Origin of the sequence: Flavobacterium tagetis (assembly GCF_016735615.1) — a bacterium.
Lineage (GTDB): Bacteria > Bacteroidota > Bacteroidia > Flavobacteriales > Flavobacteriaceae > Flavobacterium > Flavobacterium tagetis.
Genome location: NZ_JAERSF010000003.1, coordinates 727,363 through 751,554, shown reverse-complemented (window position 1 = coordinate 751,554; position 24,192 = coordinate 727,363). Strand labels below are relative to the sequence as shown.

Annotated in this window: 15 protein-coding genes; 2 read left to right on the top strand and 13 right to left on the bottom strand. The window is 35.0% G+C overall.

The features are described 5' to 3' along the window. Window positions 1-30: 30 nt before the first annotated feature. The 5 genes from JI750_RS17215 to JI750_RS17195 all read right to left on the bottom strand — a co-directional run bounded on the left by JI750_RS17215 (window position 31) and on the right by JI750_RS17195 (window position 10,177). Window positions 31-3,360, bottom strand: a complete 3,330-nt coding sequence (locus tag JI750_RS17215) for a glycoside hydrolase family 2 TIM barrel-domain containing protein (RefSeq protein WP_202004885.1) — start codon at window positions 3,358-3,360, stop codon at window positions 31-33. Window positions 3,361-3,508: 148 nt separating this feature from the next. Next, the gene (locus JI750_RS17210; protein ID WP_202004882.1) at window positions 3,509-4,636 is read right to left on the bottom strand and encodes a glycoside hydrolase family protein; all 1,128 of its coding nucleotides are present in this window, start codon (window positions 4,634-4,636) and stop codon (window positions 3,509-3,511) included. Between the two features lie 150 nt (window positions 4,637-4,786). Continuing rightward, window positions 4,787-6,466 carry a glycoside hydrolase family protein gene (locus JI750_RS17205; protein WP_202004880.1) on the bottom strand — a complete coding sequence of 560 codons (1,680 nt, stop codon included), beginning with the start codon at window positions 6,464-6,466 and terminating at the stop codon, window positions 4,787-4,789. A 221-nt stretch (window positions 6,467-6,687) separates the two neighbouring features. Continuing rightward, window positions 6,688-8,874, bottom strand: a complete 2,187-nt coding sequence (locus JI750_RS17200) for an alpha-L-rhamnosidase-related protein (RefSeq protein ID WP_202004878.1) — start codon at window positions 8,872-8,874, stop codon at window positions 6,688-6,690. 484 nt (window positions 8,875-9,358) lie between these two features. Continuing rightward, complete coding sequence (locus tag JI750_RS17195; RefSeq protein ID WP_202004875.1) at window positions 9,359-10,177, bottom strand: AraC family transcriptional regulator; 819 nt, start codon at window positions 10,175-10,177, stop codon at window positions 9,359-9,361. 101 nt (window positions 10,178-10,278) lie between these two features. Here JI750_RS17195 and JI750_RS17190 point away from each other — a divergent pair, with 101 nt between their 5' ends. Continuing rightward, window positions 10,279-11,490 carry an MFS transporter gene (locus JI750_RS17190; RefSeq protein ID WP_202004872.1) on the top strand — a complete coding sequence of 404 codons (1,212 nt, stop codon included), beginning with the start codon at window positions 10,279-10,281 and terminating at the stop codon, window positions 11,488-11,490. A 73-nt stretch (window positions 11,491-11,563) separates the two neighbouring features. Here JI750_RS17190 and JI750_RS17185 read toward each other — a convergent pair whose 3' ends face one another. From JI750_RS17185 to JI750_RS17170, 4 genes are all read right to left on the bottom strand, one after another. Continuing rightward, the gene (locus tag JI750_RS17185; RefSeq protein ID WP_202004869.1) at window positions 11,564-12,475 is read right to left on the bottom strand and encodes a hypothetical protein; all 912 of its coding nucleotides are present in this window, start codon (window positions 12,473-12,475) and stop codon (window positions 11,564-11,566) included. Between the two features lie 249 nt (window positions 12,476-12,724). Then, window positions 12,725-14,305, bottom strand: a complete 1,581-nt coding sequence (locus JI750_RS17180; RefSeq protein ID WP_202004866.1) for a sodium:solute symporter — start codon at window positions 14,303-14,305, stop codon at window positions 12,725-12,727. Further along, window positions 14,302-15,366, bottom strand: coding sequence for a Gfo/Idh/MocA family protein (locus JI750_RS17175; RefSeq protein WP_202004863.1), 1,065 nt, complete (start codon window positions 15,364-15,366; stop codon window positions 14,302-14,304). Before JI750_RS17175 ends, JI750_RS17180 begins: the two co-directional genes overlap by 4 nt. 148 nt (window positions 15,367-15,514) lie before the next feature. Continuing rightward, the gene (locus tag JI750_RS17170) at window positions 15,515-18,022 is read right to left on the bottom strand and encodes a right-handed parallel beta-helix repeat-containing protein (RefSeq protein WP_202004859.1); all 2,508 of its coding nucleotides are present in this window, start codon (window positions 18,020-18,022) and stop codon (window positions 15,515-15,517) included. A 431-nt stretch (window positions 18,023-18,453) separates the two neighbouring features. On the opposite strand from JI750_RS17170, the gene JI750_RS17165 reads away from it, so the two are divergent. Beyond that, a complete protein-coding gene (locus JI750_RS17165) occupies window positions 18,454-20,130 on the top strand; it encodes a glycoside hydrolase family 28 protein (RefSeq protein WP_202004857.1) in 1,677 nt (558 codons plus the stop codon). A 176-nt stretch (window positions 20,131-20,306) separates the two neighbouring features. Here the strand turns inward: JI750_RS17165 and JI750_RS17160 are convergent, their stop codons facing one another. The 4 genes from JI750_RS17160 to JI750_RS17145 form a co-directional block, all read right to left on the bottom strand. After that, window positions 20,307-21,143: an amidohydrolase family protein gene (locus JI750_RS17160; RefSeq protein ID WP_202004854.1), complete on the bottom strand. Its 837-nt coding sequence runs from the start codon at window positions 21,141-21,143 to the stop codon at window positions 20,307-20,309. 6 nt (window positions 21,144-21,149) lie between these two features. Then, the gene (locus tag JI750_RS17155) at window positions 21,150-21,947 is read right to left on the bottom strand and encodes an SDR family oxidoreductase (protein WP_202004851.1); all 798 of its coding nucleotides are present in this window, start codon (window positions 21,945-21,947) and stop codon (window positions 21,150-21,152) included. Window positions 21,948-22,071: 124 nt separating this feature from the next. Further along, the gene (locus JI750_RS17150) at window positions 22,072-23,085 is read right to left on the bottom strand and encodes a zinc-binding alcohol dehydrogenase family protein (RefSeq protein ID WP_202004848.1); all 1,014 of its coding nucleotides are present in this window, start codon (window positions 23,083-23,085) and stop codon (window positions 22,072-22,074) included. Between the two features lie 18 nt (window positions 23,086-23,103). Next, window positions 23,104-23,958 carry a fumarylacetoacetate hydrolase family protein gene (locus tag JI750_RS17145; RefSeq protein ID WP_202004845.1) on the bottom strand — a complete coding sequence of 285 codons (855 nt, stop codon included), beginning with the start codon at window positions 23,956-23,958 and terminating at the stop codon, window positions 23,104-23,106. Between the last annotated feature and the right edge of the window lie 234 nt (window positions 23,959-24,192).

Below are 24,192 nucleotides of genomic sequence, written 5' to 3'. Positions count from 1 at the left end.
GTGATTGCTTCGTTCCTCGCAATGACCTCATTAATACTTAAACTTCTTCAAACTACTTTCCAATTCATTTTTTGAACCATTAAAAGGCATCAAATAAAAACTATACTCATAATTTCCAGACTTAATCTGATATTGTTCTAATGGTTGTGCAACAATCGTCCAGCTATCATTTCCTCCTACTCCCATTTGGATTAAATCGATGTTTAGTGTTAAGAATCCTGGATCTTTCAAATCGTATGTATGACCAGATGTGCTTAAGTTTTCCTGTGTATACGGCCATGCACTCATGCTTAAAACTTTGGTATCGTTTACTACTAAAAATCCTTTGTTTTTTTGTGGAGCGCTTAATGCCATCCATCTTACATCGCATCGGTTTCCGTTTTCCTGAGGTTTTGGATAATGTTCGATAAAATCATTTATTGGAAGTGAATATTTCCCAACAAACGAACCAAAACTTCTGTCGCTGTAATTTTCTAATTCTCCTTTACCGTACCATGAAATCTGATCGAATTTTCTCTGAACTCCCATTTGCATTCCGATTTTTGGAATGTTCGGCAGTTTGTTTGAAGCTTTTAAACTGTAATCGACTTTTATTAATCCGTTTGGTAAAATGCTGTAGATTACTTTTACACTTGCGCTGTCTTTTATGACTTCGTAATCGCTTGTAATTTTGATTTCTGAAGCTGATTTATCAATTGAAATGTTGACCAATTTTGGTTTTGCTTTATACCATTGTTTCAGCAGTTTTTGCGATTTCCATCCGCGTTTGTCGTTGTCTGTAAGCGGTCTTACGAAATTTGGTAAAAGCGGTGCAAAAACTTGTTCTTCTCCGTTAAAAATATAAGAACTTAAAGCTCCGTTTGTTTTTCCAATTGTAATATCAAAAGCTTTTCCTTTGATTTTGAAATCTGAATCTGATTCAGAAACCTTCAGCGTTTCTTTTTTAGATTCTGGAGAAACAGCTTCTTTCTTTTTTAATATGAACTGATCTTCCGCGACAGCGTAACCTTTTGAAGCCCATAATTCATCTTTTGAAAGCTGGAATTCTATATTTAAAATATATTCGGCATCGGCTTTCATTTTTGGAAGATAAGGACTCACATCTAAAGTTGTCGATTGTCCAGCTTCTACTTTAAATGGTTTTAAAATCTGAGTTTTAATCACATTTCCGTTTTCTAAAACTTTTAAAAAAGGAATACATCCTTCCAAAGATTTAACCGCCTGACGATTTTTGATTTCTAATAAATTCCCTTTTAAAGTCGAAATAGCAGGCTGATACACCCATTTATTCTCAAAAATTGAGCCTTTTGGTTTTCCGTAAGAATCTACAATTCCTTTTGTATTGAAGTTTCCGTCATGATATTTTTCGCCAAAATCTCCTCCGTGAGCAAAATAATTCTGCCCTGATCTTGAATCAAATTTCAAGATTCCCTGATCTTTAAATTCCCAAATACATCCTCCGATAACTCTTGGAAGTGAACGGAATTCATCCCATAATTCCTTTAAATTTCCAACCGAATTCCCCATTGCATGAGAATATTCAACAAAAATAATCGGACGAGTATCTTTCTTTTGATCTACCAAAAATTTAGGTGTAAAAACGCCTGGATAAAAACGGCTAACCATATCGACATACGAATCATCCTGTGGGTTTTCAAATCTATATGAATGATCAATTGTTTTTGGATATCCTGGATCAAGCGGATCAATATATCCGTCTAATTTGGCATTTCCCTGCGCTGGTTCGTAATGAACTGGACGTGTGATATCGAAATCATGAACCCAGCCCGACATTGCAGCATGATTTGGTCCTTTTCCACCTTCGTTACCCAAACTCCACATTACAACCGATGGATGGTTTTTATCTCTTTCAACCATTCGAATCATTCTTTCCATATAAGCGTTTGCCCAAAGTGGATCGTTGCTTAATTTACCGCCAATTCCGTGTGTTTCCTGATTGGCTTCGTCCATAACCATGATTCCGTATTGATCACATAATTCGTAAAAATAAGGATCATTTGGATAATGACTTGTACGTATAAAATTGAAATTAAACTTTTTAATCGTGGTAATATCTTGTTTGATATCTTCTCTTGTAACGGCTTTTCCTCTTGTTGGATGATGATCGTGACGGTTTACGCCATAAACGTAGGTTTCTTTTCCGTTGATGAGCATTTTTCCATTCTCTTTCGAAAATTCAATAGAACGGAAACCAACTTTACAGCTTTTGGCTTCGGTAACATTTCCATTTTTATCTTTTATCGAAATGACCATCGTATATAAATTCGGTTCTTCTGAGCTCCATTTTTTTGGATTTTTAATGGTTTCCTGAAAGAATCCAAAACGGACATTATCCAGACGAGGATAACTTTCGTTGATCAAATCAATTACAGGTCTTTGAAGCGGTTCTTTGAACATTGCCTTATTATTGGCATCGTACAATTGAACATTCATCGTATAATCTTTGATTTTTGCTCCTGTTAAATTCTCCACTTTCGGACGAAGTTTAAAAATCGCATCTGTATATTGTTTATCTAATTTGGTTTGAACAAAGAAATCCTGAATACGCAATTTTGGTTCTGCCATAATAAAAACTTCACGCTGGATTCCGCTCATGCGCCAGTGATCCTGATCTTCTAAATAAGAGCCATCTGTCCAACGAATTACACGAACAGAAACTACATTTTCTCCCGCTTTTAAATAAGGTGTAATATCAAATTCTGATGGCAAAAAACTGTCTTCGCCATATCCTAAAAATTCTCCATTTAACCAAACTTCAAAACCTGAACTAACGGCTCCGAAATGTAATGTCACGGTCATATCTTTCCAGTTTTCGGGAACCGTAAAACTTCTTTGATAAGAGCCTACTCCGTTATAATCTTTAGGAATATAAGGCGGATTAATTGGTCGAAATGGATAAACAGCACTTTTGTAAATCGGGTTATCATAACCTTTCATTTCCCAGTTGGAAGGCACTTCTATTTTATCCCAGCCTGATACTTTGTTTTGATAAAAGTCTTTTGAAGCTTCTTTTAAGTTTACAGCATATTTGAAATCCCAATCGCCTGTAAGCATTTGCATTCGGCTTTTGGTTCTGTCGCCTTTTAATGCGTCTTCAACACTTGCGTATGAATATGAAGTCGCTCTCGATGGCTGCCTGTTGATGTTTGTTATCGTTGGATCTTCCCACGGAGCAAACTCATATTTTTTATGCAATTCTGGGACTCCCGCTGGTTCTCCTGTTACGGATTGGGACTGCGTTGTGTAAGATGTTAGAAGTAAAATGAAAAATGTGAATACTGATTTTGGTATCGAAATTCGAAACCTTGAAAAGTTATTATTTTGAATTGGTTGAAACATTCTTTTATTTTTAGTTTTTTTGTCATTCCGACGAAGGAGGAATCGCACTAGAAATTCCTCAACTATAATCGACAATCTTTGTGGTTACGAATGTGATTTCTCGTTCCTCGAAATGACAAACTGGATCTTAATACTTAATTCTATATACTTAATTCTTCTTCGCCTTTTTCTCCGGCGCTGCCACAAAATTCAATTTGCTTTTTCCTAAATCTTTAGAAGTTGCAATGGCAATTCCTCTTTGTTCTGCTTTGTTAACGGCACAATAAAAATGATAGACAACGCCATCATGTTTTACAACAAATGATTTATGGGCGAACATATCATCGTAAGGTTCAGAAGATTTAACTAAATCATCTCCTTTCCAGTCGTTCCAGTTTACTAAATCATTCGAAACGGCAAAACGGTTAAATGCACCTTGATTCCAACCTGTCCAGAAAGCTCCAAAATAAAACATTACCCAAGTATCATTAATACGCTGAATATAAGCATCTCCCGAAATTCCTTTATGATGGTTGATTAATGGTTTATCGCCATAACGTTTCCATGTTTTCATATCGTTTGATACTGCCATAGCAATACGCTCAGCGCCTTTTGCAGGATTGATACTATCGCCACGGGCATTGTAATACATGATAAAATTATGTCCTGTAACTTTGTCTTTATCACGGATCACGCTGTTTTTGTACATTGTACTATTATCCCACCACTTAGCGTCTTTGTCTTTTGGGGTTAAAACCGGATTTTCTAATCTTTGAAATTCGTGTGGTTTTGTAGGCGCTTCTTTGGTATATGCCATTCCGATTGATAAAATACCTGCTTCATAACCTTTACTGTCTCCTCCGAAATAGCTCATCCAATATTTATCATCGTATTTTTCCCATTCATAGCTTCCGCCCCATGTCATGTCTTGTAACGAAATATATCCTGCTTTTTGGTTTACATCCCAATGTTTTTCATTTTCTGAAAATGACATTACTTTTCCTAGATGTTTCCAATCTAAAAGATTGTCACTTTCTGCCAACCAGGTTTCGTAACCTCTTCCGTCGTAAATTAAATACGTCATATACCATTTGCCGTCTTTTCTAAAAACACTTGGACAATCCATTTTGTATGAGTTGTCGGTAGGAACCATTACCAAACCGTATTTATAAGGCGTTTTGATTTCTTCATAAATCTCCTGCATTACGCTATCGGTAATTTCTCTTTTCTTGTATTTGGTTGCACAGCTGGTTATGGCAAGTGCTGAAATGGTTAGGATTAGGTATTTAATTTTCATTTTGGTTATGTTTTGTTTGCCACGAAGGCGCTAAGGCTCTAAGTTTTTTTGTTTAGTTTGCGAACAATTTAATCTCGCAAAGTCGCAAAGTTTCTATTTTCTATACTCTAAAATCTTGCTTCTTGCATCTTTCTTCTTCCGCACTATCTTCTATTTCTTCAATTCCTTTAAACGTGATTCCATCACATCTTTATTCAGTTTTACTTTTACCATTCCTGTTGGATGAAATCTTCTTTTCAGGTCAATTGCATTATACACTATTGTGTAAACATCATTTCCTTCTGGGATTAGGCACAAAGGCGTTCTCATAATATCCCACCATTTATCGACTTTAGTTTCGATTGGTAAATAATGAGCTTCTGCCCAATTAACGCCGTCTACTGATAACGAATAAGCAATCATGTTTGGTAAATGATGCCCCCAGCCGTCTGGGCCTCCGTCGAAAATCGCGATGTACAGACCGTTTGGTAATTGACTAACGATTGGGTTTTCTACAAACTGTGGATGCATCGTTTTAATTGGTTCCAAACCTTTATTCATCCTCAACCAAGGACCTTCTAAACTTCTAGATTCGGCTAAAGCTACAAACCAGCCTTTTCCTGATTTTTTCGGATAATCTGCCCATGAATTGAACGGATACGCACCGCTGTAAAATCCGAAGTATTTATCGCCAACCTGATATGGAAAAAATGAAGCTACACCCTGACGACCTTCCCAAGGTTGAGAATCTAATCCCGGTTCCATAATAATTCCCATATCTTTATAAGGTCCGCCGATTCCGTTGATTCCATCTACAGTCGATTCACAACGCCAAATTCTTCCGAATGAGTGATTTGGTTCTATCTCTTTACTAACTGTATAAGCCAAATAATAACCGTACCATTTGTTTACTTTTTCATTAAAAACTGGCATATAAGACCAAATTGCGGCGCGACGATCATTCATCGGGTTATCATCTTCAGTAACAGCATAGACACCGCTTGCTTGGTAGATTGTAGATTCTCTTTTCCAATGAATAGCATCTTTACTTGTCCAGTGTCCAATTTTGGTTTTTACACGATCATAGTAGTAATCAACTCCTTTTTCTCCTGCTCTTTCAGTTGGAAACATATGATACGTATCGCCGACTTTTACCACACGTCCGCCTTCAAAACCTCCCTGAATTCCTTCTGTTCCAGACATTCCTTCATCAATAACAGGTTTGTTTTCTCCGCCGATAATTTCAAAAAGCGGTTTTTCATCTGAAAATCCTTCAACGATAAAAGTTGGATTCCAAAGTTTTCCGTCTGGGAAATTGGCATTTCTCGCATTCAACTGCTGGTCGCTTTTCAAAACTCCCAAAACAGCAAATAATCCTTTTTGATTTGGCAAAATAGTGTGAGTTCCTTTTCCGTAAGGAATTGCATAAACACTTACAGGCGCTAAACCCGTAATAGTAACTCCATTTGAAAGAATTTCGTTGTTATTTCCAATTTGATTTGCTTGAAGATATTCAGGATTTTTATCTTGAAAAACTCCAATCAAAACAGTTACTGGTTCTTTAAATTTTAATTGTAATGGAGCATGTGTTCCGTTTTTATATTGATCTAAAGGAAGTTCAATTCCTGTTAACCCTTGCAATTCTGGAGCTAGACGAACGATATTGTGTTTGCTTCCTGAAAATACATGAGCGTATAGTGTGGTTTTGAACGTTTTGTAATTGGATTTTACAATTTCAAATGACGCTGGTTTCCATGCGGTGGTTTGTGCTGTGGCTTGGATGCAGACAGTTAACAGCATTAAAAAAGCGGTTTTTAATTTGATATTGTATTTTTTATTTTTTGAAAACATTGTTTTTTTATTTTTATTGGCTTTTATTCTTTCTTATGCATTTCCCAAATCTTTGTAGAGTTTCTTGCGAAGATTTCTCCTTCGTCGAAATGACAAACTAAACGTGACAATCTTTATGGTTACGAGTGTGATTCCTCCTTTCAGTCGGAATGACAAACTGGGCGTTATAAACTATCGGTTAATCACTAATCACTAATTACTAATTACTAATCACTCATAACTTATAAAGCCTTATAGCTCACTTTATACTCCACATTCGGTTTTACAATCAATTGATATTTATTTTTTGCTAATTCTGTAATGGTTCCAGAGTTTGTTTTGGGTTTGTTGGCACTTTCAAAAATCAATTTTCCTTCTCCTTCGCCTGCTTTTACTTTGATTTCTTTGGTACTGAAATACACAGCAACTTCTCCGTTTGGTGTTGGCACTTTTCCTTCCATCCATTTTAAAACGCCAAGATTTGGTTTGATTTCATATTGAGAATAACCCGGCGCAGTTGGTTTTACACCTAAATAATATTTCCCCAACAAGTAAATCGGACTTGCGCCCCAAGCGTGGCAAAGACTTTTTCCATAAGGACGCCCATACATCGTTAAATGTTCCGTTCCTTTTTTGTTCGGATTGTATTCTTCCCAGAAAGAAGTTGCGCCTTCATTTAGCATTCCGCCCCAATAATCTTTCATTTCTTTTAAAACGTAATCTTGTTCGCCTATTGCACACAATGCCTCCAATTCGTAAAAACGCATGTATGGTGTTGTGATTTGAAGAACATCTTTATTAAGTAACACTTTATTTTTTACACTTTGTTTTTGTTCTTCAGTAAAATAATTGAAGAAAATGCCGAACATATTAGCGTATCTGGTTACAATATTTTGCATTTTACCATCGATACGTTGGTGTTTCATTACGTTTTCTTTTTTATCCCAAAAGACATCAAATAATTTCGTTTTTAAGTCATCGCCTAATTTCTGATATTGTTTTTGATCTTCACTTTTACCTGCGATTTCAGCACTCACCGCCATAGCTTCTAAACTTCTTGCTAAAAGCATTTGCTCAAAACTAACTTCACCCGTTTTTGGAAGTCCGTCTGCCCAATCAATAAAAACCCAGTCTCCTTCTAAAGGTTCCAAGAATCCGTTTTTGTTTCTTCTTTCTAGACAGAAATCCATAAGTGATTTCATTCTTGGATAAAAAGTTTTAATGAATTTTGTATCGCCTGTGTGCAAGTAGTAATCATAAACACCTACAAACCAATACAACGAATAATCCATTATAATATTTACGTGAGCCGTTACAGGATCTTTTCCACGAAGTGCTAAAAGTGTTCGTTCTACAGAAGCCGAATCAAAGAACAAATAATAATTCATCAAATAACTTTGATAAGCATCACCCGACCAAACCCAGCGGTCACGTTTAATTCCGTCTATAAAAAATTCACGAGAAGTTAAATGCATTGTGTAAGCCGACACATCCCAAATTTTATTCAATTGTTCATCCGAAGATTTGAATGCACCACGATAGTCTAATGGCAGATATTCATAAAGCATCGAAATAGAATCGTATTTTACTCCTGCATCTGCTTGCACCTGAACATAACGGAATGCTTTTGAACCATCATGTGTGTACGTTTCAGATTGTTTTCCATCAAAAGATAAATGATCTAAAGTTTCACATTTAGCAGAATCCAGAGCTTCTTCACGAGATTCTCCATAATACAATGCTAGTTTCCCTTTTCCTTTTAAACCATGAATTTTAATGTAACCGAAAGTTTCTTTTCCAAAATCTACTAATTGACTAGTTCCTATTTTTTCTGTTTTTTTTGCGCTTAAAGGTTTGGTTGTCAATTTAAATTCTGAAGGTTTATTTTCTGGTGAATTAAAATTCCAAGAACCAACAGGAACCCATGGCGTACCAGATTGTTGTGCTTTTCCAGTCTCATCAATCCAAAGTTTATCTTCGTTGGTAACTTTCCATGAGGCATCAGATTTAACGTATTGACCTGAAACATAAATAGCTGGCAACACTTCCTGATTGTAAACTTTAAAGGAAATTTTGTGTTTTCCAGCAGGAACTGTAATTGATTTTGGCTGTCCGTAAATTTGAACACCGTCTAAAAGCAATTGAAAAGGTCCTTCTGAGAAGATTTTTACGTCGTCTTGTTGCGGAATATCTACTTCTGTCTGAAAAGTGACCAAAGCATAAGGACTGTAATATTGCCAAAGCGGAGGAAATACGGCTTCGCGTTCTGTACGTCTTACCTGCATTTTATTGCTTAACCAAACTTCGAAATCCCCTGGATACCAGATCCATGTCGCTTCTTTTGTTTTTTCTTGTGCTGAGGACAGCGAACAACAAAAAAGGGCAACAAAAAGAAGTAAAGTCTTAAAAATGGAAAAGCGGTTTAGCATAGTTAGTTTATTTTGGGACTAAAGATAAGTGTTATTTTTACATTTCACAACCTGTAGTATCCTGTTATTTCATAAAAAACTATGATTCTTGATAAATTTTTAAGGAAAAAATTATGACTTATCACTTTTTTAGTACTAAAAAAAATTGATGTTAGAATTTTATGGGACTCGGATGAGACGGATTAGCTATCGCGAAGATGCGGATAAAAACAGATTTTTTCTTTTTTTACTCTTTTTTGTCATTCCTGTAAAACTTGGAATTTGGATATAGTTTTGTCATTTCGACTGAAAGGAGAAATCACACGCGGGGTTACGCAACGTTTGTCACCAATCTTTGTAGAATTACTCGTGTGATTTCTCCTTTCAGTCGAAATGACAATGATTACTGTTATTTTCAATATAATTAAAAGAAAAAAATCCGCATTAATCCGCATCTTCGCGATAGCTAATCCGTTTTATCCGCGTTCTAATTTAGGCTAACAATCTAAGCAATCATTTTATCAGATTCGTTTTCATCTTCTAAAATATAGTTAGAAGGCGTTTTGCCCAAATGCTTTTTGAACATATAAATAAAAGCACTCGCTGTTTCGTAACCTAAATCTAAAGCGATTTCTTTTATGGATTGTTTTTCGCCCAATCTTTTAATGGCTTCCAGTAATTTCATTCGGGTGCGCCAATCGCTGAAATTCATTCCCAATTCTTTTATGAATAATCGCGATAAAGTTCGGCTGCTCATAAAAGAAAGTTCGGCATAATAATCAATTGTTTGTTTACTCGAAACATCACTCATTAAAAGTTCTACCACTTTCTGTAGCCTTTCATCATTTGTAGTAGGCAAAAAAGTGGCGCTCGGCACTATTAAAGCCAGTTCATCTAAAAAGACATAAATGATTCTTAATTGTGATTCTGTTAAGTTGCCACTTGTTCCAAAAGAAATGATTTTGAAAACCAACTGCTTTAAAAACATCGGAATATCAAACGAAAAACTCTTTTCTGGCAATCCTCCAATTGCAGAAGGATCAATAAAAACACTGTAATAGTTAACGTCTTTCTGAAAAGTAACCTGATGCTCTACTCCGCTTGGAATCCAAAGGCCTTGCAACGGATTTACAACCCAAATATTATTGCCGACCACAACATTCATTACGCCACGAGTTGCATAGATCAATTGAGCTCTTGGATGCGAGTGCGAGATACACATTTCGTTGTTAACTGTTTCAGTATAACCTATAACCGGGATCAAGGAATCTACTTGATATCCAAAATCCGTTGCTACTCTATATGTCCGATATTGACTATTCATTGTCCAAATATAGCAATTCTGACATTAGTATTCTTTTAATCTTTGCAAAAAATAATACAGCTGTTGTTTTTTAACCTAATTTAAAAATCAAAAAATATCTCATGGACACTATTAAAGCAAATCCTGACATAGTTAAAAAAACCACTTATTCGATCTTATTCATCATAAGTTTTTCTCATTTAATTAATGATCTTTTACAGGCTGTTGTTCCTTCAATTTATCCGCTTTTAAAAGATAATTTTAGTTTAAGTTTTACTCAAATTGGTATTATTACTTTGACTTATCAAATGGTAGCGTCTATTTTACAGCCGTTTGTAGGAATGTATACCGATAAAAATTCTAAGCCATACTCGCTAATTGTTGGAATGTGTTTTACAATGGTTGGACTTTTCTTTGTTTCGATCGCTTCAAGTTTTATCAACTTATTGTTATCCGTAAGTTTAATCGGAATCGGATCTTCAATTTTTCATCCAGAATCTTCGCGTGTGGCACATTTGGCTTCAGGCGGTAAAAAAGGATTGGCACAGTCTATTTTCCAATTAGGTGGAAATGCGGGAAGTGCGATTGGACCGTTATTAGCCGCTTTTATTATCATTCCACACGGACAATCTTATGTGGCTTGGTTTTGCATTATTGCTTTAATTGGGGTTTTTACTTTGTATAAAATTGCAATTTGGTACACAGCACATTTATCCGAAAGAAATGCGAATAAAGCCGCTCACAAAATTGAAACACATCATTTATCTAAAAACCGTGTAATTGCTTCCCTAATCATTCTATTAGTTTTAATTTTCTCTAAATACTTCTACATGAGCAGTATTACGAGTTATTATACTTTCTTTTTGATTGATAAATTCCATATTTCTATTCAGCAGTCGCAAGTATATTTATTCCTGTTCTCTGGAGCTGTTGCAGCTGGAACTTTAATTGGCGGACCAATTGGCGACCGATATGGCAGAAAATATGTAATCTGGGTTTCAATTTTAGGTGTTGCTCCGTTTACTTTGATGTTACCTTACGTTTCTTTATTCTGGGTTGGAACTTTATCTGTAATTATCGGATTGATTCTTTCCTCGGCATTCTCAGCAATTTTAGTTTATGCAACTGAATTAATGCCTGGAAAAGTCGGACTTGTAGCGGGTCTTTTCTTCGGATTTGCTTTTGGGATGGGCGGATTAGGTTCTGCTGTTTTAGGAAAAATCGCCGATGCTACCAGTATTGAATATGTATTTAAGATTTGTGCGTTTCTTCCATTAATTGGTATTATTACGGGATTTTTGCCGAATATTGAAGGGAGAAAGGAAAATGCTTAAACTTTAAAAGCTTAAAAATAAAAAATGCTCCATATTAGGAGCATTTTTTATTTTTAACAATCAACCTTTTAATCTAAGACTTATACGTTGCTTTCTCTTGAGGAGTCATTTCTTTCAATAAAATCTCATCTTTATATTTTACTGTATAATTTTGATCCGTTATCAAATTTTGATATCCCTCTGAGGTATAAAAGACTGGCATAACAGATTTTTCAATTATTTTGACATTTTTTTCTCCGTCTACCCCGTCTACTTCTTCATTAGAAAAATAATAGATATTAAATTTAAAATTGCGATTCTTTGTATTGTCTAATATATCATCCATCACTCCCAAATGAGTGCCAGGAAAAATCGGATCATTCACTTTTACAGTTAGTGATTTTTCATCAAGACCGATATAAGATGCATTAGTTCCATCTGCATGATCAACAACAATTTCAGTTTTAAAAACTATTTTTCCATCTTTATCAATAGCATTTCTTTTGATGTCAGTAACAATGCCTTTTCTCATGGAACAAATTGTGTCTTTTGTTTTAGAGTACACAACATAATTTTTCCATATATCTGATCTTACATTAAATCTATTTGACTCATAAATTGTTACGGTCTTATTCTCTTTAAATGGAAGCAAATAGGTTACAGCATAATCTACTTGAGGTTTTATAAGTCCTCTTGTGCAAATGTAGCTGTACGAACAATTAATTGGCTTCTCTTTATCAGCAGGATAAAGTTTAAAAAGTATTCCCGTATCACCAATTAAATTTATGTTATACGTTTTTTTGATTGCAACAATATCGTTTACATTTGAAACGTTTTCTATATTAAATTCTATAAAATAATTACCCGGCACTGCCTTAGTATATTTAAACTCGACACTATTATCTGCATTTCTGGTCTGAGTAACATAAATTTGATTTTGAGCGGTAATGGAATTGAAACCCGAAAGAAGAAAAACTAAAATTTTAAAAAAATTACTTTTTGACATAATTACATTTTTATCGTTAAACACTGTTTAAAAAGCAATACAAATGTAGTAAAAAAACTACAATCAATAATATAAAAGTAATCTTTTTATTATTTATACAATTTATTATTTTCTAAAATTCTATCTTGACATATTTATTATATCAAATAATAAAAGCGCTTCCAAACAAGAAAGCGCTTTTATTACTGCAAATCTTCATTTATCAGTTTTATAATCTTGGTTTAAAAGTTTTGGCTGTTTTAATTATAATTAATTGAAATTAAAAATTAGATACAAAAGAACAATCACCAACCCTAGCAAACCAAACAAGAACTTTACTTTTTTATTCGTTTTAGGAATATCCGTTTCATCTGAAACATTAACTTCTGGATTTTTATCGGTTAAAGAAATAATAACTGCTGTAATTAAAAGTACCGCAAAAATGTAAAAGGAAATCAATAAAAAGTGCGGCCAAGCTGGATATTTATCGGCAGGAAAAATCCATAGATATAAAACTCCAACAAACAAACTAAAGGCAGAACCCCAAGAAAGTGTTCCATTTACGGCTTTTTTGGTGGTGCGTTTCCAGAAAACACTCAAAAGGAAAACAACAGATAACGAAGGCGCCAAGAAACCTAATACCGCCTGAAAAATGTTGAATAAATTCTGTCCTTTAATATTGTCAATCGCAACAGCAATAAGAATTGCAAAAACACATCCAGCAGCAATTGTCAAACGGCCAATTTTAATTTGATCCTGAATCGTCGCCGTCGGGTTGATTTTCTTCACATAAATATCATTCGTAAAAACGGTGCTTAAAGCATTTAACGAAGAACCAATTGTTCCTACCAAAACCGCAATCATTACACAGATTACCAAACCGTTCATTCCGCTTGGGAAAAGGTTTGTAACCATTGTCATATAAGCCAAATCAGAATTGCTTCCTAATTCTGGATATAACGCATAACACAAAATTCCGGGTAAAATAAATAACGGAAGCGCCATCACTTTCAGCCACCCAATAAAGTTTACGCCCAATTGCCCTTGTTCTAGGTTTTTAGCACCTAAAACGCTCTGCACCATCGATTGATCTGTACAGAAAAAAGCAACAGCCGCTACAGGATAACCTAATAAAATAGCTGGCCACGGATAATGTGCATCATCTGAAGGACGGACTAAATTCCAAAAATTTGAAGGAGTTTTAGCAATTAAAACATCGATTCCGCCCAATTTTTGTAATCCTAAATAAGAGAGCGTCAACGAAACTACAATCAGCAGAATCATTTGAAAAACATTGACTTTAGCAATTGCTTTTAATCCTCCAGCAAACGTAAAAATTCCAGAAAAAATCACTAAAACGGTAACGCTCTGCCACATCGGAATTCCTAAAATCTGACGCACTAAAACACCTCCGCTGAATAATCCTAAAGACAACCAGCTTACCAATATTTTTACCAAAGCATACCAAGCTAAAATATTCTGCGTACTGTCGCCGTAGCGTTTTCCCATATATTCGGGCATTGTGCTTACTTTACTCGCAATATATCTTGGTGCGAAAACCATTGCCAAAAGCAGTAAAAACACAAAAGCGTACCATTCGAAATTTCCTGCTACGATTCCCGTAGCGTAACCAATACTCGCAAAAGCCAATAAGGATGAAGGCCCAACATTGGTTCCCCACATATTAAACCCAATGCTGTACCAGTTTAATGAATTTCCAGCCAGAAAAAGCGTTTCGTTTTTCTTTCTCTGCTTCATACTTACCACATATCCAATGACTAATAAAGCCACTAAATAACCCGCAACAATTACAAAATCGAGTGTGGTTAATTTATCGTAGATACTGTTCATAGTCCGTATTCGTTAAGAATATCGGCAATTTTAACCGGCATTCCAGTTTGCAAAGATTTATCCATTGCCTGTAATAAAGCTACAGTTCCAATTCCTTCTTCCATGTTTGGATATGCCTCAAAACCTTGCTCAATGCTGTCTACAAAATATTCTAAATAATTCTGATATTCCCCGCAGTGATGACTTTGCCCTTCAAAACGGAAATAATATTTTATCGTGCTGTCGCCCCAAGTAACTACTTTTTCTTCGCCCGTTTTATCTGTAATCGCATAGCGTAATTCGTGATAATCGGCCTGACTTGCTCCTTCTGTTGCTCTTAAAATTGTACTCATACCACTGTCACGCTGTGCTGGCTGAGTTGGCGAAGTATACACTCCACTTACACGAGCAATTCTTCCATCGGTTGCTTTGAAAATAAAATGCATCGTATCTTCATTCTTCAATCCTGCATTTTGTCCGTTACTGCTAATCATTCCGTAGCCCATCACTTCTTGAATATTTGGCAAATACCATCTGATAAAATCTACAGGATGGCTCAAACCACCGTACAGCCATTTAAACGATTGCAAAAGCGACCATTCTTTCTTTAAAAACCATCTGTGATCAGCGTGATATTGGGCTTCAATCGTAATCAAATCTCCAATTAATCCCGCTTCATAATCGGCTCTTTGTCTTTTGGCTGGTTCGAAAAAACGGGAACTTTGTCCAATAAAAACTTTCTTTCCAGTTGATTTGCTTAATTCTAACAGTTCTTTAGCATCCGAAAGATCATCGATAAAAGGTTTGGTACAAACAACGTGTTTTCCGTGCAATAAAGCTTGTTTTACATGTTGTGCGTGCAAATGATCTGGCGTATAAATCGCAATAATATCAATTGACGAATCATTCAACAAATCGTCATAATTAGTTGTGTACGAATGAAAATCGAATTCTTTTGCGCGTTGTTTGCACAATTCTTCGTTTCGGTCGCATATTTTAACGAGTTCTAGTTTTGAACTTTCTATAGCAGCCGACATTGTGCTTCGTCCTTCTCCAAGTCCCAGAATGGCTATTTTTAACATTGGTGGTTAATTTAGATTATTAGTTTTTTTTCGCCACGAATTCACGAATTATTTTTTTAAAATCTAGATGTAATATTAATTCGAATTATTCGAAAAAATAATTGCAAAGATTTTCAAATAATAATTCGTGAATTCGTGGCTATCTCTTTTATTTCGTTTCTACTTTGTTTAAGAAAATCCACGTTTCATCTGGTTTTGCGCCATCAATTCCTGATTGGTATTTTTTCATTAAGGCATTCCAGTCATCTACACGAGGATTATTTTGTGTTGTTTTCGGATTCAGTTTATCCAAGCTTTCTCCTTTCGGGATACTGATTACCAATATCAATTGTCTGTTTTTTTTGAAAACCTGCAATTGCTGGAAATCAGCGTTACAGAAACCTTTGGCAACTTCTGGCCATTTTTCGAATTGCGTTTTATGATACTCTACATATTCTTTTTGGAGTTTTTCATCAGCTGGAAGATTGGCTGTCAACACAATATTTTCCCAATCCGATGCTGGTTTTGAGTCTTTACATCTTTCGAAGTTTTGGAAATCGTAAACCAAATCATCATAGATTTTAATTTCTAAAGAAGGAAAAGCACCTGCCAGTTTTCGTTTCGTTCTTTCGGGCTGATTCATTTTTCCGTAAATCACCAAATGATTTTTCCATTGGTACAATTCCTGACCTACAATTCTAAAACCGGTTAAAGTCGATTTGATTTTTTCGATATCAAAATCAGAACCTATCAATTCGATTGCATACGGTTTTGGCATTTCCTGCAATCCCCATTTTTCATCAATTACAACTTCTTTTTCTAAATCTTTGTAAGGCGCTCTAATTCCGGCTGCATCTTTTATTTTAGCGCTTACATATGGATCATTATGTTCCCAAATATTCCCTTTTGGACCATTATGGTTTTTAAGTATTTTCTTCTCTGCAATCCAGTTGTTTTTAATCGTAAAACCTTCACTTCCTTCATCGGTATATAAATACAGCCATAAAAACGGATCGTGCGCATACGGACTGTTGTAAACTTTGTCGATATAGTTTTCTTCAATTCGGCTTCCCGGCTGAGCCGAAAGCGTGTAAATTCCAGCTACATCATGTAAATGTTTGGCATAATGATGAATTTTATTTCCTAGAATTTTATTGTTCTGCATCACGTTAGGTGTGTGTGTCCAACCCCAACCCATTGCCATTCCAGAGTATGATACATCCGAAATTTCGTTGTGTTCAATTGTAATATTTCGAACAAAACCAGCGCTGATTCCCAGAGTTCCCCAATCTTCATTGGTTACATTGGTGATTAAATTATCTGAAATCACTTCATCCGAACACATTTCTCTTTCATCTTTTATGATTAAAGGCAAATGAGCTTCGAAAGCTTCTTCAGAGAAAATTCCAACATTGATGGCACTTCCGCCAATATCTTTAAATAAATTTCCTTTTACCGTATTGTGATTCGTTCCTTTATTTAAATCTAAACCAGTCGAAGCCAAATGCTCAAAACGACACGATTCAAACTGAATATTGTTAGCATAATTAACTTCAACCGCTGCACGAGGTCTTCCTACCCAAGCTTGATTTTCTAAATTCGCCTGATTTGGCGTTCCTGGAACTTTCAGTTTATAAGCGTCTAACAAATACAAACCCGACTGCAACGGCACATGACCTTGCTGTGAAGGACGAAGCCAGTTGCTGTATTGAAACGAAATTCCTTTAAACTGAAAATGATGAACAGGAGAATCGATCGTTCCTTTTACTTCAACCAAATTTTCTAAAACTGGAGCTGTAACGGTAACCGAATTAATATCTTCTCCAGCTCTTGGAACATAATAGATTTTAGCATTTTTTTTGTCCAAATACCATTCTCCAGGCTCGTTTAAAAGCGAAAAAGCATTGTTTAAGAAATAAGCCGAATTTCCATTGTTTTTAGAAATCCAAGGCGCAGGCCACGGATGCTCGCTTTGAATACGGCTTTCTGGTTCTTCGAACGAAAGTTTAGCACTGTCTTTCTGAACTTCAATATTTTTGATTCTAAGATTGGCATTCGACCACCATTGCACAATAAACATTTCCATTCCCGGTTCAAACTTTACCGATTTATCTTTAAACGGAATCCAGCAGGTTTGTTCTTCGTGATTCCACGATAAAATACGTTCCATTGTGGTTCCCGCAGTATTTTTGGCTCTAACGGCTTTTTTGCCGTTTACCCATAATTGTCTGTAATCAATTAGGCTTCCTGCTTTTTTAGGAGCATCGGCCACCCAAACTGATCCTTTTTTAAGTCCGTTGATAATGGTTGTCGATTTTGTCCAGTTTTTAATTTCGATTCCACCGCTTATAATAGGTCTTGCATTTACATCAGCTTCAATTGTTGTTGGACTTTCTGCTGTTCCAGAATCTTCTGGTCGTACAAATAATGGTTCGTTTAAATAATACGTTCCATTCATTACTATGATTCGAATTCCGTCTTTAATAGATGGATCTTTTAAACGACGAAGTTCTCTGGCTTTTCGCATTGCCATGTGAACCGTTGCCAGCGGATTTGATTTTGTTCCGATGTTCGAATCTTTTCCTGATGGTGAAACCCAGATTTCAGCAGCACTTGCCGAAAGCGAGAATACCATTAAAAAAACGATCAGTAATTTGTTGAAAGGAATTAAACGCATTATTTATAGTATTGATTTTTTTCTTGAGCTAAAATTACGAGGCATTTATTTAAAGCGCTATAATTTTTACAAATAATTGTATTTTTAACACTTTTACCAAATAACAGGGACAATTTAAAAGAATATAAAATTACGAGCATCCTGTACCCTCCTGTAATATTGACTTCAAGACATTCATTTCGAAAATTCGGCTTTTAATTATCCTTTCATTTACGAATCAAAAAAAGTTAGATTCATAAAAAATCTGTGATAAACTCACTAAAACTGTCATTTCATATTATTTTTTTAATAGATTTGTGTAATCGATTACATTAAATATTTCAAATTAAAAAACTGTAATTTTATTTATTGAATAAAAAATTCATTAATTAAAAATTGAATTGTTAGTAAATCGGTTTCCAAAAAAAACTTTTAACTATAATAGAATAAGAATGAAAACTAACCGAAAAAACCTTTTATGTGTCGCTCTAGCCTCTTTTGCTTTGAGTTTCAACACAGCTTCGGCACAAAAATCTGCTGACACTTATAAAAATATTGAGTTTAAAATGGCTGAAGTCCAAGAACCAGTAATTCCGAATTATAGTATAAATTTAAAAGACTTTGGAGCAGTAAATGGCGGTTATGTTTTAAACACAAAAGCTTTTGCAGATGCCATTGATGCACTTTCTAAAAAAGGCGGAGGAAAACTGGTTATTCCACCTGGAATTTGGCTAACTGGGCCAATAATTCTAAAAAGTAATATTGAGCTTCATGCAGAAAGAGGCGCATTAATCAAATTCAGTACTGATAAATCTTTATATCCAATAATCGAAACCAGCTTTGAAGGCTTAAACACTTGGCGATGCATCTCTCCTATTTATGGAAAAAACTTAGAGAATATTGCGTTTACTGGAAATGGTGTTTGGGATGGTTCTGGTGAAGCTTGGAGACAAGTTAAAAAGAGTAAATTGACAGATGAACAATGGAAGAAATTTGTAGCTTCTGGCGGGGTTTTAAATGAAAAGAAAGACAGCTGGTATCCTTCTGAACAATATTTAAAAGGTGCTAAAGGTGCCGATCAGAACATTCGTCTCGACTTAAAAACAAAAGAAGATTTTGAGGCTATTCATGATTTCCTTCGTCCCGTTTTGGTAAGCATTCAAAATAGTAAAAGAGTGCTATTTGACGGACCTGTCTTCCAAAATTCTCCTGCGTGGAATATTCACCCGTTATTAATTGAAGATTTAATTGTTCGAAATATAACCGTTCGTAATCCGTGGTTTTCTCAAAACGGTGACGGACTTGATGTAGAATCTTGTAAAAATGTAGTAATCGAAAATTCAAGTTTTGATGTGGGTGACGATGCGATTTGTATTAAATCCGGAAAAGATAAAGACGGACGCGACAGAGGTGTTCCTTGCGAAAATATTATTGTAAAAAATAATATCGTTTATCATGGTCACGGCGGTGTTACGGTTGGAAGCGAAATGTCTGGCGGTGTAAAAAACTTGCATGTTTCGAATTGTACTTTTATGGGGACTGATGTCGGACTTCGCTTTAAAAGTACTCGCGGACGTGGTGGTGTTGTAGAAAACATTTACATTTCAGATGTTTTTATGACTGATATTCCATCTCAAGCAATTTCGTTTGATTTGTATTACGGAGGAAAATCGATCGCTGAGACTTTAGCGGAAGGCGGCAATACGGTTAGCACAAAAGCGATTCCGGTAAACGAAGAAACGCCTCAGTTTAAAAATATCGTAATCAAAAACATCACAATTAAAGGCGCTCAGCAAGCTGTGTTTTTACAAGGTCTCCCGGAAATGAATTTAGAAAATATTGAAATCACAAACTTGATTGCTAAAGCACAAAAAGGTTTTTCTATAATTGATGCCAACGGAATTAAAATCAGCAATGCCCAATTGGATATTGAAGCTAAAAATGCTTTCGAAATTTACAATACTAAAAACCTTTCGTTAAAAAATATCGAGTTTAATCCTTCTTCATCAAATGCAATTACAATTAATGGTGAAGCGAGCAAGAATATTGATTTAAGTGGTTCTTCTGCTAATTTTTCTAAGACGACTACTATTGATAAAAACGTTCCTAAAAAAGCGGTGAAATTTTAATTTTTCTTGAACCATATAAGTTATATAAGTTCATTTAATAAAAATGCGAATAAAAAAATCTCGCAAAAACGCCAAATCGCTAAGAAAACAAAACTTTGCGACTTGGCGTTTTTGAGATAACTATTTAAGAACCAGTTAAATTGAACTTATATAACTTATATGGTTAAGAAAAAAAACTAGCTGTTTAGTTTATAAAATTCCTTCGCATTCTCAAACCAAATCTTATTTTGATCTTCAATTGAAAACTTCGAAATATAATCTTCCAATGTTTTTACCACTTCACTATAATCAGAAGCAACATTGAGAACTGGCCAATCTGAACCATACATCAATTTATCTGCTGAAAAGTTTTCAAAAACCACATCTAAATAGGGTTTTAAATCTTCTGGTTTCCAGTTTTTCCAGTCGGCTTCTGTAACCATTCCAGAGATTTTACACCAGACATTGTCGTATTTTGCAATTTCTTCAATGCCACTTTTCCAAGAAAAAATAGTTTCTGATTTAATATCTGGTTTGGCGATATGATCGATCACAAATTTTTGGTTTGGAAAATCTTTTACCAAACTTATTGCCGCTGGTAATTGACGTTCGAAAATCAATATATCGTAAGTATAATTGAATGGCTTTAAAACTGCTATTCCTCTTCGAAATTCTGCTCCAAACATAAAATCATCCGCTTCTCCTTGAACGACGTGTCTAAAACCTTTCAGCTTTTTTTGATCTGAAAAGAATTTTAAACGTTCTTCAATGTTTTCATTTCGCAAATCGATCCAGCCGACAACTCCTTTTATGAAATCATTTTTAGAAGCTAAATCCAATAAAAAATGAGTTTCTTCTTCTGACTGGCTTGCCTGAACAGCAACACAACCTTCAAAATGATTCGCATTTAATAATGGCTGTAAATCTTCAGGAAGAAAATCTCTTTGGATATTCTGCATCGTTTCATCAATCCAGCTGTCTCGAACGGGATCAAACTTCCAAAAATGCTGATGGGAATCTATTCTTTTACTCATAACTTTTTAATTAACATCGCTGATTAAAGCGCGGTCTAAATGTACGTAACCTCCATCCACAAAAACAAATTGTCCTGTAGTATGTGATGATTTTTCAGAAATGATAAAGAGAGCCGTATCTGCAATTTCTTCTGTTTTAGTCATTCGGCTTTCTAATGGAATCGTTTTACTAATTTTTTTCAAGACTGCCTCTCCATCTGGTAATGTTTTAATCCAATCTTCGTATGCAGGAGTATAACTTTCGGCAATAATAATCGCGTTCGAACGAATTCCGTACTGAATCAAATCTACGGCCCATTCTCTTGTCAAGCCCAAAACTCCACCTTTCGCAGCAGCGTAACCAGAAGTCCCACCCTGACCTGTTAAAGCCACTTTTGAACCAATATTCAAAATATTTCCTTTTGATTCTTTTAAATATGGCAATGTGTATTTAGCTAAAAGAAAATAACTCACTACATTCAATTTCAAAGAGTTCATAAAATCTTCGTAGCTTGAATCTAATCCTGCTCCGTCATTAACACCAACATTATTAATTATGGCATCGATTCTTCCGTACTTGGCTCCAATTACTTTTACAGCATTTTCTATTGCAACAGGATCGGTTACGTCGGTCTGTACAAATAAGGAATTAACGCCTCTTTTTTGAAGTCTTTCTACGTATTCGAAACCTCTTGCATTTCTGTCAACTAAAACCGGAATTGCGCCTTCATCTGCCAATCTGTTGATGATCGTTTCTCCGATACTGCCTTCTTTTCCAGCCGAACCAGAAACGACAACTATTTTGTTTTTTAAGTTTAAATCCATTTCTTTTTTGTGTTAGATGTGATCTGTAAGATGTAAGATGTGAAAAGTGAAATCAAAAATCGGGTCGTTTTCCATTTTTACGACTAAAATATCATTTCACATATTACTTTTCACTTTTCACAAATTAATCAATTTCAATCAACGCCTTAATCACATTATTTTTTGGATCAATCAAATTCCCAAAATCAGTAATCATTTCATCAAAACTAGTTCTGTGCGTGATATATTTCTTTGGATCGATTTTTCCTTCTTTCAAACATTTCATCACATATTCGAAATCTTCGATTGTCGCATTTCGGCTGCTCATTAAAGTCGATTCTCTTTTATGGAAATCTGGATGACTGAAACTTAATTCACCTTTTTGAAGTCCGACTAAAACAAATCTTCCGCCGTGTGAAATATAATTAAAAGCGCTATTCATTACTTTCTGGTTTCCTGTAGCGTCAATAACCACATTTGCCATATCACCGTTTGTCAATTCAGCTAATTTTTGAGCAACATCATCGTTCAACGGATTAATTGTTTCGTCTGCCTTCAATTGTTCTTTGCAGAAATTCAATCTGTAATCGTTAATATCCATTACGATAACTTTTGCACCAGCGATTTTAGCAAACTGAATCAAACCAATTCCGATTGGCCCTGCTCCCATTACCAAAACAGTGTCGGTTGGTTTTACAGCCGCTCTTCTTACTCCGTGTGCTGCAATTGCCAAAGGTTCAACCAAAGCCAATTCGTCATAATCTAATCCCTGACCATGCAATAAATATTGTTCTGGAATCGAAACATATTCAGCCATTCCGCCATCAATATGAACTCCGAAAACTTTGATATTTACACAGCAATTTGTCAATCCGTTTCTACAAGCCACACATTTTCCGCAGTTGAAATACGGAATAAACGTTACTTTGTCTCCTGGTTTAAAACCTTCAGCATTCCCTTTTACATATTCAGCCGCCAATTCGTGACCTAAAATTCTTGGATATTCAAAATACGGTTGAGTTCCGCCAAAAGCGTGAATATCAGTTCCGCAGATTCCGATTCTTTTAATTTTCAATAAAACTTCACCCTCTTTTGATTCTGGAATATTGGTTTCTTTTAATAAAAATTCCTGCGGTTTTTCGCAAACAATATATTTCATTTTATACTTTCTTAATTTTTATTTTTGATATGCTACAGCTTTCTGTTTGCTTGTTCCTAAACCTTCAATTCCAAGTTCAACAACATCGCCTGCTTTAATATAAATCGGATCAGGTTTAATTCCTAAGCCAACTCCCGGAGGCGTTCCTGTACTAATAATATCACCCGGAAGTAAAGTCATAAACTGACTTAAATAATGTACTAAATAAGGAATTTTGAAAACTAAATTTAAGGTATTGCTGTCTTGGAATTTTTTACCGTTTACCGTCAGCCACATCTTTAAATTGTCAACATCAGCGATTTCATCTTTTGTAGCCAAAAATGGCCCAAGAGGCGCAAAAGTATCGCTTCCTTTTCCTTTTGCCCATTGACCGCCACGCTCTAATTGAAAAGCTCTCTCGCTATAATCATTTAATAAAGCGTAGCCAGCAACATAATCTAAAGCTTCTGCTTCTTCAACATAACTTGCTTTTTTACCCACTACAAAAGCCAATTCTACCTCCCAGTCGGTTTTTTCACTATTTTTCGGAATAATCAAATCATCATCTGGTCCGCACAAAGAAGTTGTCGATTTAAAGAAAATAATAGGTTCTGTCGGAATCGGCGCATTGGTTTCTTTACAGTGATCGATGTAATTTAATCCAATACAGATAATTTTTGAAGGTCTTGCTACTGGCGAACCCAAACGTACAGAAGCATCGACTTCTGGTAAAGACGGATTGTTTTCTAATGCTTTTTGTAATTTTTCTAATCCGTTTTCTTCAAAGAAACTTTCGTTAAAATCGGTTACAATCGAAGAAACATCATATCTCTTTTCTCCAATCAAAACTCCAGGTTTCTCTTTTCCGATTTCTCCAAAACGTATTAATTTCATAATCGTATATTTTTAGTTGTTAGTTTATTTTTTCTGATGAAAGGTCTTCATCAATCGCATAATTATCTTAGAAATTCTACTCCTTATCTATTCTAAATCCTTTAAAAAAGTAAAGCAAAATTAATAAATGTAAAAAATACAATTACAAAAATACTTTTTAAAAATTAATATCCGAGATATATTTCAATTTCCTATTCTTAAAATGGTTAAACTTTAAATTTTTATAACATTTTT